Genomic DNA, 14,747 nt, shown 5'->3' on the forward strand with positions numbered 1-14,747 from the left:
GGATCTCATGGAACCCCTGTGTCTCGAACACGCGTCCCGCATACGGAACCTAGCGCCCGATGGCATTACCCCGCTTCTTCAAATTCATGTCGCACGACATGGCGATCGATCTCGGCACGGCGAACACGTTGGTCTATGTCCGCGGCCGCGGGATCGTGCTCAACGAGCCTTCGGTGGTGGCGGTCGAGACGATCAACGGCGTGCGCCGGGTCAAGGCGGTCGGTGACGATGCCAAGCTGATGATGGGCAAGACGCCGGGCTCGATCGAGGCGATCCGGCCGCTGCGCGACGGCGTCATCGCCGACATCGACGTCGCGGAAGAGATGATCAAGCACTTCATCCGCAAGGTGCACGGCCCGCGCAAGTTCGCCCGCTGGCCCGAGATCGTGATCTGCGTGCCCTCGGGATCGACCAAGGTCGAGCGCCGCGCGATCCGCGACGCCGCGTCCAACGCCGGCGCGAGCCAGGTCTATCTGATCGAGGAGCCGATGGCCGCCGCGATCGGCGCCGACATGCCGGTGACCGAGCCGATCGGCTCGATGGTCGTCGACATCGGCGGCGGCACCACCGAGGTGGCGGTGCTGTCGCTGCGCGGCCTTGCCTATACGACGTCGGTGCGCGTCGGCGGCGACAAAATGGACGAGGCGATCGTCAGCTATGTCCGCCGCAACCACAATCTGCTGATCGGCGAATCGACGGCCGAGCGGATCAAGCAGGAAGTCGGCATCGCGCGCCCGCCTGCCGACGGCATCGGCAAGATCATCTTCGTCAAGGGCCGTGACCTCGTCAACGGCGTGCCGAAGGAGATCCAGATCAACCAGGGCCAGATCGCCGAGGCGCTGAGCGAACCGGTCGCGACGATCGTCGAGGGCGTGCGCGTCGCGCTCGAGAATACCGCGCCCGAACTCGCCGCCGACATCGTCGACCAGGGCATCGTGCTCACCGGCGGCGGCGCGCTGCTCGAAGGGCTGGACGAGGTGCTGCGCGACGAGACCGGCCTGCCGGTCACCGTCGCCGAAGACCCGCTGACCTGTGTCGCGCTCGGCACCGGCCGCGCGCTGGAGGATCCGATGTTCCGCGGCGTGCTGCAGACCGGCTAAGCCAAGGGCATTCTTTCACACGAGACGGGGGGACATCGGCGCATGGCGCCTGCCCGCGACCGTCGCACGGGTTTCTCGCGGCGACGGCAGTATAGTGCGTTCTTCGGCTACGTGCTCGCAGTGGCGGGTGCGGTGGTCGGTGCCGCATTGCTCGTCGCCTCCATCTTCAATCCGCCGGCGTTCAGCGCCGCGCGGATGGCGGTGGCCAGCCTGACCGCGCCCGTCGCCAGCGTCCTCGACGCCGGCGTCGACGCGGTCGCGTCGGTGCCCAGGGCGATCGGCACCTGGATCCACGTCCATGGCGAGAACGCTGAACTGCGCGCCGAGACCAAGCGTTACCGGGCGATGCTGACCCGGGCGCGGATCATCGCCTATGACAATCGCCGCCTGCGCGCGCTGCTCGCGGTGCGCGACCGCACGCCCGAACCCGTCGTTGCGGCGCGGCTGGTCGGCTCGACCGCATCGAGCGGCCGCCGCTTCGCGCTGCTCGACGCCGGGCGCGTCCAGGGCGTGACGCCGGGCATGCCGGTGCGCGGGCCCGAGGGGCTGGTCGGGCGCGTGCTCGAATCGGGGCCGCTCGCCGCGCGCGTGCTGCTGGTCACGGATCCCGACAGCCTGGTGCCGGTCCGCCGCACCCGCGACGGCATGCCGGCGATCGCTGCCGGCCGCGGCGACGGCCGCGTCGACATCCGCTCGGTCAACGCCGCCAACGTCCGCTTCCGGGCCGGCGACATGTTCGTCACCTCGGGCACCGGCGGCCTCTACGCGCCCGGCGTCCCGGTCGCACAGGTCGAGGCCAATGGTGCCGACAGCGTGCTCGCCGTGCCCTTCGCCGCGCCCGACGCGCTCGACTTCGCATTGGTCGAACGGCCGTTCATGCCGTTGCCGCCACCCCGACCGCCGCGCGCGGCCGCACCACCCCCCGCGACGCCGGCCACGCCCGCGCCAGCGCGCTGAGCGGGCGAGAGGCGCGCATGTCCCGCTACACCATCGACTATCGCCCCTTCGAACTGCCGCTGCCGCCCGGCCGCGCCCGCGCGCTGCCGTGGATGAGCGTGCTCGGCGCCTCCGCGGTCACGGCGGTGGTGCCGGTCGTCGCCAGCCTCGCGCTGATGCCGCCGCTCGGGCTGCTGCTGCTGCTCACCTGGCGGCTGCTCGCCCGTTTCGCGCTGCGGCCATGGGCGGCGGCGCCGCTCGGCCTGTTCGACGATCTGGTCAGCGGCCAGCCGCTCGGCTCGGCGGTGCTGCTCTGGTCGCTCTGCTTCATCGCCATCGACCTGATCGAGCAGCGGCTCGTGTTCCGCGATTTCTGGCAGGACTGGTTGATCGCCAGCGGCGCGATCGCCTTCTGCCTCACCGTCGGCCGCTGGATCGCGCTGCCCCTCGGCGCGCATGTCGATCCCGTGCTATTGGCGCAGATCGTGATGACCGTGATGCTCTTCCCCCTGGCGGTCCGCATGGTCGCCTGGATCGACCGCAAGCGGGGCGATGCCGCATGATGCGCCGCTCGCCCAAGATCGTCACCGAGGCGATGCAGACCTACAGCTTCTCGCGCCGGGCCTGGCTGCTCGGCACGGCGCAGGCCGGGGTCGGCGTGCTGCTCGCCGCGCGGATGGGCTGGCTGGCGATCGCGCAGAACGAGAAATACAATCTCCTTGCCGAGAGCAACCGCGTCAACCTGACGATGATCCCGCCGCGGCGCGGCTGGATCATCGACCGCCACGGCGCGCCGATCGCCAACAACCGCACCGATTTCCGCATCGACATCATCCCCGACCGGCTGGAGGGCGGCGACGCCGGTCGCGACCGTGTGCTCGGCCTGCTCGCGCGGCTGCTCGACCTGACCGCGGACGACGTCGAGCGGATCAAGATCGACCTCAAGGGCGCGGCCGGTTTCCAGCCCGTCCAGGTCGCCGAGAACATCAGCTGGGACCGGTTCGCCGCGATCAGCCTGCGCCAGCCCGAACTGCCTGGCGTCGCGCCGACCCGCGGCTTCGCGCGCGCCTATCCCGCCGGCGCGGCGGTGGCGCACCTCACCGGCTATGTCGGCGCCGCCAATGCCGAGCAGTTCAAGAAGACGCGCGACCCGCTGCTCGTCACCCCTGGCTTCAAGCTCGGCAAGGATGGCCTCGAAAAGCAGCTCGAGGCGCAATTACGCGGCACCCCCGGCGCCAAGCGCGTCGAGGTGACCGCGCGCGGCAAGGTCGTCGCCGAGCTGCCGACCCGCGCCGACGTCCCCGGCAAGACGCAGCGGCTGACGATCGATGCGGGCTTGCAGGAATATGCCGCGCGCCGGCTCGGCACCAATTCGGGCTCGACCGTGGTGATCGACTGCCGCACCGGCGAGATGCTGGCGATGGTGTCGATGCCCGCCTACGACCCCAACAGCTTCTCCGACGGGATCAGCCATCTCGAATGGAAGATGCTGTCCGACGACGACCACGTGCCGCTGATGAACAAGGTGACGCAGGGCCTGTATCCGCCGGGTTCGACGGTGAAGCCGATGAACGGCCTCGCGCTGCTCGCCGCCGGCGTCGGCGCGCACGACCGCATCGTCTGCTCGGGCGCGCTGCGGGTCGGCACCGGCATCTTCCATTGCCACAAGAAGGGCGGCCATGGCCCGCTCGACCTCAAGGGCGCGATCGAGCAGAGCTGCGACATCTATTTCTACGAGATGATCCGCCGCCTCGGCTACGACAAGATCGCGCCGGTCGCGCGGATGGTCGGGCTCGGCCAGAAATTCGACCTGCCGATCGCCACCCAACGCTATGGCACCGTCCCCGATTCCGAATGGAAGCTGCGCAAGTACAAGCAGAACTGGACCGTCGCCGACGGCCTCAACGCGTCGATCGGCCAGGGCTATGTGCTCGCCAATCCGCTCCAGCTCGCGGTGATGGCGGCGCGCATCGCCTCGGGCCGTACGCTCCAGCCAAGCCTGCTCGCCAATCAGGTGCATCTCGACGCCCCGGCGCTGGCCGTCGACTCCGACCATCTCGCGATCGTCCGCGACGCGATGTACGGCGTCGTCAACCAGGGCGGCACCGGCGGCGCGGCGCGGCTGCTGGTGCCGGGCGTCGCAATCGCCGGCAAGACGGGCACCGCGCAGGTCCGCCGCATCACCATGGCCGAACGGCGCAGCACCGGCGTGATCAAGAACGGGCAATTGCCGTTCAAGATGCGCGACCACGCGCTGTTCGTCGGCTTCGCCCCTGCCGACAACCCGCGCTACGCGATGGCGGTGGTGCTCGAACACAATGGCCACACCGTCCGCAACCTCGACACGCCGATGATCGCCCGCGACACGATGACCTATCTGTTCGACCGCGAGCGCGCGATGAAGAGCCTCGCCGATGTCGAACCGACCTGGGGCGGCGACATCGCCACCCGCATGGCGGCGCAGGCGGCGGACTATCGCGCCGCCCACGCGCCGCCGCCCGCCGCCAACGCGACCAAGACCGACGCCACCGTGCCGAGCGATTCGGACGCGGTCGAAGCGGCGACCGACCTCGCCAACCGGACGCAGGCGGCGCTCGCCGCCCCCGGCGCGGGCGGCGACACCGTCGCCGAGGATGGCACGACCGAACGGACCGAACCATGACCCGCAGCCGCATCGTCCCCGAACCGATCGCGCGCCAGCCCTGGCGCGTCATCGCGCTGGTGGTGGCGATCGGCGCCTTCGGTCAGGTCGTGCTCTATTCCGCCGCAGGCGGCTCGGTGCATCCCTGGGCGCTGTCGCAGGGCATCCGCTTCTTCGTGCTGCTCGGCGCCGCGCTCGCCATCTCCTACGTGCCCGAGCGCATCTGGAAATCCTCGGCGCTGCCCGCCTATGTCGTGATCGTCATCGCGCTGGTGCTGGTCGAGCTGGTCGGCGCGGTCCGTGGCGGCAGCCAGCGCTGGCTCGACGTCGGCATCAAGCTGCAACCGTCGGAGTTCATGAAACCGGCGATCGTGCTTGCCTGCGCGCGCTTCTACGACATGCTGCCGCCCAACGAGACGCGGCGGTTCGGCGCGATCTGGCCCGCCGCGCTGCTGATCGGCATCCCCGCGGCGCTGATCGCCAAACAACCCGATCTCGGCACCGCGCTGATGGTCTGCGGCGGCGGGGTCGTCGTGATGTTCCTGGCGGGCGTGCCGATGCGCCTGTTCATCGGCGGTGCGCTCGCGCTGGCGATCGCCGCGCCGCTCGCCTTCAATTACGTGCTGCACGATTATCAGCGCAACCGCGTGCTGATCTTCCTCGACCCCGAGAGCGACCCGCTGCGCACCGGCTATCACATCAGCCAGTCGAAGATCGCGATCGGCTCGGGCGGCATCTGGGGCAAGGGCTTCCTCAACGGCACGCAGAGCCACCTCGATTACCTGCCCGAGGGGCACACCGACTTCGTCTTCGCGACGATGGCGGAGGAATGGGGCCTGGTCGGCGGCTGCCTGCTGATCCTCGCCTTCATCCTGGTGGTGCGCTGGGGCGTCAACGTCGGCCAGCAGGCGACGAGCCGGTTCTCGCGTCTTACCGCTGCGGGGTTGGCGACGACGATCTTCTTCTACGTCGCGATCAATCTGGCGATGGTGATGGGCCTGGCGCCGGTGGTCGGCATCCCCCTGCCCCTCGTCAGCTTCGGCAGTTCGGCGCAGATGACGGTGCTGCTCTGCATCGGCATCCTGATGTCGATCGACCGCCAGAACCGGCGTGCGCTGCGCTGGTGAGAGAAAAAATGCCGCAGGTGCAAAAAAGGGTTTGCAACCTGCGGCACGACTGCTAATTGGCCGCCTCCCGACGGGGCCGGCGCCTCTCCAAAGCGCCACCACACAGGCCAAGTCATGGACGCATAGCTCAGTTGGTAGAGCAGCTGACTCTTAATCAGCGGGTCCTTGGTTCGAGCCCAAGTGCGTCCACCATTCTCCAGCGCAGAAAACCGTAGCATTTGACGAAGGCGGTGTGCGCGCGAGCTCGTCCTCGAGGTCAGGGTAGAGGCGCACGATCTCACCGCTCACCTCGATCGTCAGCGGCAGGGCCACCGAGTTGCCGGTCTTCGACTGCACCAGCGCGATCTGCTTGCCCGGCTCATAGCCGCCCCACTCGATCCCGTGATGCTCCTGTCCCTCGGCGTCCTCATATCCGAACGCGTCCCAGACGCGCTGGCAGCATTCGAACGACAGCGCGGCAGCGCTTGCCATGGACTGGAAGCCCATCTGCCGCACTGGCGCGCGGTAGAAGGAACTGGACACTCTCAAGAGAGCGTTCGACGATGCGTGGATCGTAGCGACCAAAAGCGCAGACGAGGCACTCGACGCGTCGCAGAAGCACAAGGCGTGCGGCCGCGGGGAGGGCAAGGGCAAGGGCAGCGTGTTCTCGCGCAAAGCTGACCGTGCGCTGGAGGCATATGAAAACTGGCGCGTTGCCGCCCAAAAACCTGCACAAGATGATGGGCAGCAGGTTTGCCCACCTTCAGGCAGGCTCTCCCCCTGCCATAGGCGAGCTTCAGACCACTTCACCTTCGGGCCGCGCGGACTCGAGTGGTTGCTCCAACGTGGTCGGGGTTGTCACCCGTGTGATCGATACCGACGTAATTCGCCGGCCGCCGTTATCGAGCAGTTCGCCAGCCCGGTCGCGCCCGAGACGTTGCTCGGGTTGCCGCACCAACGATCGAAAACTTGGACAAGCCAATACGGCATGGCTCCGCAGGCTGAAAACGGAGGTCGAGCGAAACGTGCGGTCGCGCCCGTCGGCCTAAGGATTATCCTCCTTACGCATAGAGGTCGACCACCTCCGCCCCCTCGCCCACCGCGTCGAGCAGGAGCGTGCGGTGGCAATGCTGCGGATCGCGTTCATAGCAGAGCAATGCGCTCGGCTTTTCCGCGGCGAGGCCGAGCATGATCGCCGCGGCCGCCTGCGCTTCGGGCAGTTCGAGTTGCTCCTCATACACCGCCTCCAGCGTCGCGACGTCACCCTTCTTCGCCGCGTCCCGGCCGCGCTTGGGCGTGCCGAGCGCCTTCAGGTGGACATAATCGATCCCCGCCTCGGCAAGGCTCGCCGCCAGCGACGATTTGGAAAAGCCCGGTCGGCGCGACAGCGGCAGCGCGCGCACGTCGATCACCCGCGCCACGCCCGCGCGCTGGAGCGCCGCGAGAAAGTCCGCCATCGTCGTGGCTTCGTAGCCGATCGTGTACACTGTGGTCATCGGCCCCATGTAGGCATCGCCGGCGCTTGCCGGTATAGGGGCCGACCGGAGCCGGCCTCCCCTCCCCCATTCCACACGGCAGCATGTCCATGACCACGCATCATATCCACATCGTCGGCGGCGGCCTCGCCGGGTCGGAAGCCGCCTGGCAGCTCGCCGAGGCGGGCTTTCGCGTCCGCCTGTCGGAGATGCGCGGCTCGGGCGAGCGCACCCCCGCACACCAGACCGACCACCTCGCCGAACTGGTCTGCTCGAACAGCTTCCGCTCCGACGATGCCGAGGCCAATGCGGTTGGGCTGCTGCACCAGGAGATGCGCGCGATGGGCTCGCTGATCATGCGCCAGGCGGATGCGCATCGCGTCCCCGCCGGATCGGCGCTGGCGGTCGACCGCGATGGCTATTCGGCCGGCGTCACCGCGGCGCTCGCCGAGCATCCCAACGTCACCCTCGTGCGCGAGCGGATCGACGCGCTGCCGGAGGGGCCGGCGATCCTCGCCACCGGGCCGCTCACCGCGCCCGGGCTGGCGCAGGCGATCGGCGGCGCCACCGGCGCCGAAGCGCTCGCCTTCTTCGACGCGCTCGCCCCGATCGTCCACGCCGACACGATCGACATGGATATCGCGTGGAAGGCGTCGCGCTGGGACAAGGGCGAGGCCGATTACATCAATTGCCCGATGGACAAGGAGCAATATCTCGCCTTCCACGCCGCCTTGCTCGCCGGCGAGAAGACCGAGTTCAAGGACTGGGAAAAGGACACGCCCTATTTCGAAGGCTGCATGCCGATCGAGGTGATGGCGGAGCGCGGGCTCGACACGCTGCGCTACGGCCCGATGAAACCGGTCGGGCTCGACAATCCGCGCACCGGCCGCTGGCCCTATGCCGTGGTGCAGCTGCGCCAGGACAATGCGCAGGGCACGCTGTGGAACATCGTCGGGTTCCAGACCAAGCTGAAGCACGCCGAACAGGTGCGGCTGTTCCGCACCATCCCCGGGCTCCAGAATGCCGAATTCGCGCGCCTGGGCGGGCTGCACCGCAACACCTTCATCCGCTCGCCCGACTTGCTCGATCCGACGTTGCGACTGAAGTCGCGGCCGCATCTGCGCTTCGCCGGGCAGATCACTGGATGTGAGGGCTATATCGAGAGCGCGGCGATCGGCCTGCTTGCCGGCCGCTTCGCCGCAGCGGACCTGGCGGGTGAGACGCTCGCGCCACCACCGATCGAGACCGCGCTCGGCGCGCTGCTCGGCCATATCACCGGCGGCGCCGAGGCTGATACCTATCAGCCGATGAACGTCAATTTCGGGCTGATGCCGCCGATCCCCGGCCGCACCAAGAAGGCCGATCGCAAGCGCATGTACACCGATCGCGCGCGCACCGCCTTCGCCGGCTGGCTCAGCTCTCCTCAGCCGGCGCCGCAGCCGGAGGCGGACATTTCGACCGAGACGATGGCTTCCGCTTGACCGCGGTGGTGGCGAATTCGGCGGCATCCATCGCGCCGGATTTGTCGCGATCGGCAGCGACGAACTTGGCGGTCGCCTTGGCCGCCCATTCGTCGAAGTCGAGCCGCCCGTCGCCATTGGCGTCCAGCTTGGCGAACGCCTTGCGCCTGTTGGCGAGATATTCGTCGCGCGTGACCTTGCCGTCCTGATCCCGATCGTAGCGCGCGAAGCGCTTCTGTTCGCGCGTCGCCTCCGACGCTTCGGGCACGGGGTCGCTGGTGGCGGGGTCGGACGGGGTCGCGCCGGTCGCCTGTGCGGCGGGTTGCGCGGGCAGCAGCGCCTGCCGGCTCGTTCCGCCGAACAGCATCGCGCCGCCGCCTGCCGCCGCCAGTAACGCCGCACCGATCGCCAGATATCGCCACACCGCCCGTCCCCCTTCGCAAGATCAGGCTAGCAGCGCGGCGGGCATCCGCAAGTGTTCAGCGGCCGGTCAACCGAAACCGTCCCACCTTCAATGTCTTGGCCAAGGGCGTTCCATTGCTGGCATCGAGCCGCGCGATCAGGCTCAACATGCCGATCGGGCGCAATCGTGCCGGCCAAGCCGCTGAAAAGGCTTGCGTGAACTCCGAGTGTGCCGAGTCTGCCGCCAGCGCAGCGGCGGCGGGTGCGGACAGATGCCCGGCCAGATCGGCAAGCGCCCAGCCCCGTCCGGCCGGCGCGAGCAGCGGCGAGTCGGCGCCGAGCACCACACCCGCCGCCGCGAACAGCCCGGCCCCGCGCGCCTCGGCATGGCGCAGCAGCGTATCGGCGGCGAGCGGATCGGACACGATCAGTTCCTCCCAGCCATCGATCATCCCGGCGAGCCGCGCGCCGGTCACGCCCGCCGGGAGCAGTTGGTGCTGCACGTCGCGCAGCAGCGGCTCGGCGGGCGCCGGCGCGCTGTCGAGCTTGGTCAGCGCATCATGCCACCAGGTCAGCCGCATCTGCCCGACGATGGGCTCGCGCGTCGCCCGCACGATCCCGGCCAGCCGCGCGTCGAGCGCAAAGAGCGCCTGCATCGGCGGCCGCGCCGCCGCCGGCAGCGCCGCGAACAGCAGCGCGCGGTCGGGTCGGTTGGGAAAAGGCGTTTCGGTCATAACGGACGTGCGCTGCCCGCGCGCCGGCATCGTGGCAAGCCCGCAACGCCGCCGTTGGAGACGAAATCATAAGGAATAGCCTGTAATTGCAGGTGGATTTCTAGATGACGGGACGGTCGTGACGAAGTGGTTTGGGCGAGCGCAACGTAAGGAACGGACGCCGTCGTTCATGGCACGACTGGCGCGGGCCAAGGGCGGCAACACGCTGGCGATGCTCGCCATCTTTCTGATCCCCCTGTCCGCGCTCACCGGATCTGCGGTCGATATCGGCCGGCTGTATCTGGTCAAGGCGCGGCTGCAACAGGCGTGCGACGCCGGTGTGCTCGCCGGACGCAAGTTCATGGTCGACACCAGCCTGTCGACGCTTGACCCCGTCGCGACGACCCAGGCCCAGACCTTCTTCGCCAACAACTTCCCCAGCGGCCTCATGGGCACGCCGGCGTTCACGGCGCTCAACGTGCCGTTCACCCCGACCAAGACCGCCGATAATCAGGTCGCTGGCACCGCCACCACCACCGTCCCGATGACGATCATGAAGATGTTCGGCATGCCGTCACGCACGCTGACCGTCACCTGCGAGGCGCGCTACGACACCCCCGATACCGACGTCGTCTTCGTGCTCGACACGACAGGATCGATGGTCTGCGCCCCATGGGAACCGACATGCTCCCTGACCTCGGTCACCTATACCCGCGCCGACGGCTCGACCGGGTACAGCTATCAGGAGAAGTCTTCGTCCAAGATCGTCGCGCTGCGGAGCGCGGTGATGAGCTTCTTCGACACGGTCGAAGATAACACCGACGCGTCGACGCATGTCCGCTATGGCATCGTGCCCTATTCTTCGACCGTAAACGCCGGTGCGGTGCTCAAGCCCCAGTATTTTCCTACCGACTGGCATTATCAGACACGCCGCGTGGTCGGGGATGTCTCGAACGGGACCGACCCCAATACGACATATACGTTCAACGTGACGTCAGCCACGTGCAACGGCCTTGCAGGGCGTGTGCCCGCGACGGGCTCGGACAAATACGGCAACACCACCTATCCCTATGACGCCAGCGGCAACGCCGTGAACCGGACGGTGCGCTGGGTACCCAACTTCTTTTCGCAGACGATCGGCACCTGTGTTGTCTCAACCCAGCAACTGGCGCCGATCTGGCGCTACCAGGAGTGGCCCGCGGATATCACCGGCTATGTCGCCAGCTTGACCACCGGCGTCGGGGTGCAGGATCCGAGCAAGATCGGCAGGGCGCTCAATCGTTGGCAGGGTTGCATCGAGGAGCGCCAGACAACGGCAAGCACGAGCTTCGACATCAACAACTTGCCCCCCGATCTCGATCCCGATCTGATCCCGAGCAGCATCGACAGCCAGTGGAAACCGATGTGGCCCGAGCAGATCTACGATCGCGGCGCGAGGCTCACCGTCGACGACACCAGCGACTATAACAACGTCGGCGCCGCCGACAGCGTCAAGAGCGGCTACGTTTCGTGCGGCAAGCCCGTGCAAAAGTTGGCGCCGCTGACGCGAGATCAGTTGCTTGCCTATGTCAATGCCCCGGACTTTCGCGCGGCAGGCGGCACCTATCACGACGTCGGCATGATCTGGGGAACGCGGATGATCTCGCCGAATGGCATTTTTGCCGCCGATACCGCGGCATGGCCGGGCCGGCCGGCCCCCAAACGCAACATCGTTTTCATGACCGACGGCGACATGCAGGTCAATCAGACCAATTATGGCATGTACGGCTTCGAACAGTCCGACAAGCGTGTGTCCGCAGGCAATTTCGCTTCGTTGAAGGACCGCCACAATGCGCGCTTCCTTGCCGAATGTGCGGCGGCCAAGGCGCGCAACATCAACGTTTTCGTCATCGGTTTTGCTCAGACGCTGACCCCGGAACTCACACAATGCGCCTCGCCGGGGCAGGCCTTCTACGCAAGCGACAACGCGTCGTTAACCGCCGCCTTCCGCAAGATCGCGAGCCAGGTGGCCATGTTGCGGATCTCCAAATGACCGGGGCGTTGCGACGCACCGTTCGCGACCGCCGCGGCGTGACCGCGGTGGAATTCAGCCTTGTCGCGCCGGTGATGATCCTGATGATGATGGGGCTCGGCGACATCCTGTACCAGATGTACGTCAAGGAGATGCTGAACGGCGCGGTGCAGAAGGCGGCGCGCGACTCCGCGATCCAGGGTGGCGCCCAACAGACGGACGCGATCGACGCCAAAGTCCTGACGACCTTGGCATCGATCATGCGCAAACCGGTCGCCTCCTGCGCCGTCAAACCGGCGACCGGCACCTATTGCTCGACCCGGTCGAGCTACGCGACCTTCAGCGCGGTCGGACCGGAGCCGTTCGTCGACCAGAACGGCAACAACCAGCGCGACCCCGGCGAATGCTATACCGACGTCAACGGCAACACCAACTGGGACGCCGACGCGGGCATCGCCGGCCAGGGTGGCGCCAACGACGTGACCCTCTATACGATGCGGATCACCTATCTGCGCCTGTTCCCAGTCGCACGGCTACTCGGCGTCAGCAGCAACCAGACGGTCAGCGTGCAGACCCTGCTCAAGAACCAGCCCTACGCCACCCAGGCGACGCCAACGGCCGTCACGCTATGCAATTGACGCGTCTGATGCCGGCTCGCCGGCTTGCCTCTGATCGGCGCGGCGTCGCGCTGATCGAATTCGCGCTGGGCGCACCGCTGGTTCTGATGCTAGGCCTCTACGGTGCCGAGATCGGCAACCAGGCGCTGACCCATTTGCGGATCAGTCAAATCGCGCTGACCGCCGCCGACAATGCCTCGCGTATGGGGCAGATGCAGCCGTCGAACATCGAGCAGATGGGCGAAGCCGACATGAACGACGTGTTGCAGGCGGCACGGCTGCAAGGGGCCGGCATCAAGCTGGGCACCTACGGCCGGATGACGATATCCAGCCTGGAGAACATCCAGCAGAGCTACGATCTGGCGCCGATCCAGCGCATCCACTGGCAGCGCTGTATGGGCCTCAAGAATGGTGCCGCATACACGTCGAGCTATGGAACGGCTCCGCCAAGTGCGGGCACCACGGCAACGTTGGCGAATGCCGGCACGCCGGCGCTGACCGGCATGGGTGATCCAGGCCGCATGGTCAACGCGCCGGCCGGCTATGGTTTGATCTTCGTCGAACTCAACTACGAGTATCAGCCGATCGTCGGCGGCTGGTTGGCCAAGCCGTTCCGCATGCACTACGTCGCATCGATGATCGTGCGCAACAACCGCGACTTCCGGCAGATCTACAACCCACTGAACGCCGAGACGCCGTCGACCTGCAACATCTTCAAAACCTGAGGAACGTCTCGCGCGTCCGGAGGGCGGAACAGTCGTCCCTCACCCCGCATCTCGGCTTGTCCGCCGCCACCGTCGGCAGCGAACCTCCGCCCGGTGGGCCCCGATCGGGATCCCATCGGGCGAAGGTTCGCCACCCGGATCACACGATCTTCTTCACCGTGGCGACGACGCGCTTGGCGTCGATCAGCGCCTTCTTCTCGAGGTTGGCGGCGTAGGGCAGCGGCACGTCCTCGTTGGTGACGCGCAGCACCGGGGCGTCGAGGTCGTCGAACGCCTCTTCCATCACGATCGCGGTGATCTCCGACGCGATCGAGCAGGTCGGCCAGCCCTCTTCGACCACCACGAGGCGGTTGGTCTTGGCGAGGCTCTTGAGCACCGTGTCCTTGTCGAGCGGGCGCAGCGTGCGCAGGTCGATGACCTCCGCCTCGATGCCCTCGGCCGCCAGCGTCTCGGCGGCTTCGAGCGCGAGGCCGACGCCGATCGAATAGCTCACCAAAGTGACGTGCTTGCCCTCGCGCATGATCCGCGCCTTGCCGATCGGCAGGACGTAATCGTCGAGCTTGGGCACCTCGAACGAGCGGCCGTACATCAGCTCGTTCTCGAGGAACACGACCGGGTCTTCCGAGCGGATCGCCGCCTTGAGCAGCCCCTTGGCATCGGCCGCGTCATAGGGCGCGATCACGATCAGGCCAGGGACCGAGGCATACCAGGGCGCATAGTTCTGGCTGTGCTGCGCGCCGACGCGGCTCGCCGCGCCGTTGGGGCCGCGGAACACGATCGGGCAGCGCATCTGGCCGCCGGACATGTAATTGGTCTTGGCCGCCGAATTGATGATGTGGTCGATCGCCTGCATGGCGAAGTTGAACGTCATGAATTCGATGATCGGCTTGAGGCCGCCCATCGCCGCGCCGGTGCCGACGCCGGCAAAGCCGTATTCGGTGATCGGCGTGTCGATGACGCGGCGGTCCCCGAACTCCTCGAGCAGCCCCTGGGTGACCTTGTAGGCGCCCTGATATTGCGCGACTTCCTCGCCCATCACGAAGACGCGGTCGTCCTTGCGCATCTCCTCCGCCATCGCGTCGCGCAGCGCTTCGCGGACGGTGGTCTTCACCATCTCGGTACCGGCGGGGATGGCCGGGTCGGTCACGCCCTTCTTCTCGGCGGCGGCGACCAGCTTCTGTGTGCCGCTCTCCTGCTCGGCCGCCGCGGCGCCCTCCGGGATGGGCGGCGAGGCCGTGTCGGTCGGCGCGTTCTTCGGGGCGGGATTGGCGCCCTCGCCGGCGCGCGCGCCGGTCGTGGTGGCGGCGTCGGCGCTCTCGCCATCCTCGAGCAGGACGGCGATGACGTCGCCGACCTTCACGTTGTCGGTGCCCTCGGCGATAACGATCTTGCCGATCGTGCCTTCATCGACGGCTTCGAATTCCATCGTCGCCTTGTCGGTCTCGATCTCGGCCATGATGTCGCCGGACTTGACGGTGTCGCCCTCCTTGACGAGCCATTTGGCGAGCGTGCCCTCCTCCATCGTGGGGGACAGCGCGGGCATCTTGATCTCGATTGCCAT

13 protein-coding genes and 1 tRNA gene are annotated in these 14,747 nt (G+C 67.5%); 10 read left to right on the forward strand and 4 right to left on the reverse strand.

The genetic code is table 11. From position 1 onward, the window contains the following. Positions 1-59 precede the first annotated feature (59 nt). From HD841_RS10210 to HD841_RS10235, 6 genes are all read left to right on the forward strand, one after another. Positions 60-1,100: a rod shape-determining protein gene (locus tag HD841_RS10210; protein WP_037531054.1), complete on the forward strand. Its 1,041-nt coding sequence runs from the start codon at positions 60-62 to the stop codon at positions 1,098-1,100. A gap of 42 nt (positions 1,101-1,142) precedes the next feature. Beyond that, positions 1,143-2,057 carry a rod shape-determining protein MreC gene (mreC, locus tag HD841_RS10215; protein ID WP_179508725.1) on the forward strand — a complete coding sequence of 305 codons (915 nt, stop codon included), beginning with the start codon at positions 1,143-1,145 and terminating at the stop codon, positions 2,055-2,057. Positions 2,058-2,074: 17 nt separating this feature from the next. Then, on the forward strand, positions 2,075-2,599 hold the full coding sequence (gene mreD / locus HD841_RS10220) for a rod shape-determining protein MreD (protein ID WP_179508726.1): 525 nt from the start codon (positions 2,075-2,077) through the stop codon (positions 2,597-2,599). Then, entirely contained in the window at positions 2,599-4,698 is a 2,100-nt protein-coding gene (gene mrdA / locus HD841_RS10225) for a penicillin-binding protein 2 (RefSeq protein WP_179508874.1), read from the forward strand. Before mreD ends, mrdA begins: the two co-directional genes overlap by 1 nt. After that, positions 4,695-5,804: a rod shape-determining protein RodA gene (gene rodA / locus HD841_RS10230; RefSeq protein ID WP_179508727.1), complete on the forward strand. Its 1,110-nt coding sequence runs from the start codon at positions 4,695-4,697 to the stop codon at positions 5,802-5,804. Before mrdA ends, rodA begins: the two co-directional genes overlap by 4 nt. Positions 5,805-5,920: 116 nt before the next feature. Further along, a tRNA-Lys gene (locus HD841_RS10235) sits at positions 5,921-5,996 on the forward strand. An 848-nt stretch (positions 5,997-6,844) separates the two neighbouring features. On the opposite strand, the gene HD841_RS10240 is transcribed toward HD841_RS10235, so the two are convergent. Next, positions 6,845-7,279, reverse strand: a complete 435-nt coding sequence (locus tag HD841_RS10240) for a DUF488 domain-containing protein (protein ID WP_179508728.1) — start codon at positions 7,277-7,279, stop codon at positions 6,845-6,847. Positions 7,280-7,368: 89 nt separating this feature from the next. On the opposite strand from HD841_RS10240, the gene trmFO reads away from it, so the two are divergent. Continuing rightward, positions 7,369-8,739 (forward strand): methylenetetrahydrofolate--tRNA-(uracil(54)-C(5))-methyltransferase (FADH(2)-oxidizing) TrmFO, encoded by a 1,371-nt coding sequence (gene trmFO / locus HD841_RS10245; RefSeq protein WP_179508729.1) that lies wholly within the window; start codon positions 7,369-7,371, stop codon positions 8,737-8,739. Here trmFO and HD841_RS10250 read toward each other — a convergent pair. Together HD841_RS10250 and HD841_RS10255 are read right to left on the reverse strand one after the other, a co-directional pair. Next, on the reverse strand, positions 8,672-9,142 hold the full coding sequence (locus HD841_RS10250) for an EF-hand domain-containing protein (RefSeq protein WP_373562987.1): 471 nt from the start codon (positions 9,140-9,142) through the stop codon (positions 8,672-8,674). The genes trmFO and HD841_RS10250 overlap by 68 nt on opposite strands. A 55-nt stretch (positions 9,143-9,197) precedes the next feature. Continuing rightward, entirely contained in the window at positions 9,198-9,854 is a 657-nt protein-coding gene (locus HD841_RS10255; RefSeq protein ID WP_179508730.1) for a squalene/phytoene synthase family protein, read from the reverse strand. A gap of 169 nt (positions 9,855-10,023) precedes the next feature. Here HD841_RS10255 and HD841_RS10260 point away from each other — a divergent pair, with 169 nt between their 5' ends. The 3 genes from HD841_RS10260 to HD841_RS10270 are packed head-to-tail and all read left to right on the forward strand — an operon-like array spanning position 10,024 to position 13,186. Then, positions 10,024-11,865 (forward strand): TadE/TadG family type IV pilus assembly protein, encoded by a 1,842-nt coding sequence (locus HD841_RS10260; protein WP_179508876.1) that lies wholly within the window; start codon positions 10,024-10,026, stop codon positions 11,863-11,865. 8 nt (positions 11,866-11,873) lie between these two features. Further along, positions 11,874-12,482 carry a TadE/TadG family type IV pilus assembly protein gene (locus HD841_RS10265; RefSeq protein ID WP_257015401.1) on the forward strand — a complete coding sequence of 203 codons (609 nt, stop codon included), beginning with the start codon at positions 11,874-11,876 and terminating at the stop codon, positions 12,480-12,482. Next, complete coding sequence (locus HD841_RS10270; protein WP_179508732.1) at positions 12,473-13,186, forward strand: TadE/TadG family type IV pilus assembly protein; 714 nt, start codon at positions 12,473-12,475, stop codon at positions 13,184-13,186. The genes HD841_RS10265 and HD841_RS10270 overlap by 10 nt, the downstream gene beginning before the upstream one ends. Before the next feature lie 139 nt (positions 13,187-13,325). Here the strand turns inward: HD841_RS10270 and HD841_RS10275 are convergent, their stop codons facing one another. Further along, positions 13,326-14,747, reverse strand: a complete 1,422-nt coding sequence (locus tag HD841_RS10275) for a pyruvate dehydrogenase complex E1 component subunit beta (RefSeq protein WP_179508733.1) — start codon at positions 14,745-14,747, stop codon at positions 13,326-13,328.

The sequence above is a fragment of the Sphingomonas melonis genome, from assembly GCF_013409985.1.
GTDB classification, from domain to species: domain Bacteria; phylum Pseudomonadota; class Alphaproteobacteria; order Sphingomonadales; family Sphingomonadaceae; genus Sphingomonas; species Sphingomonas melonis_A.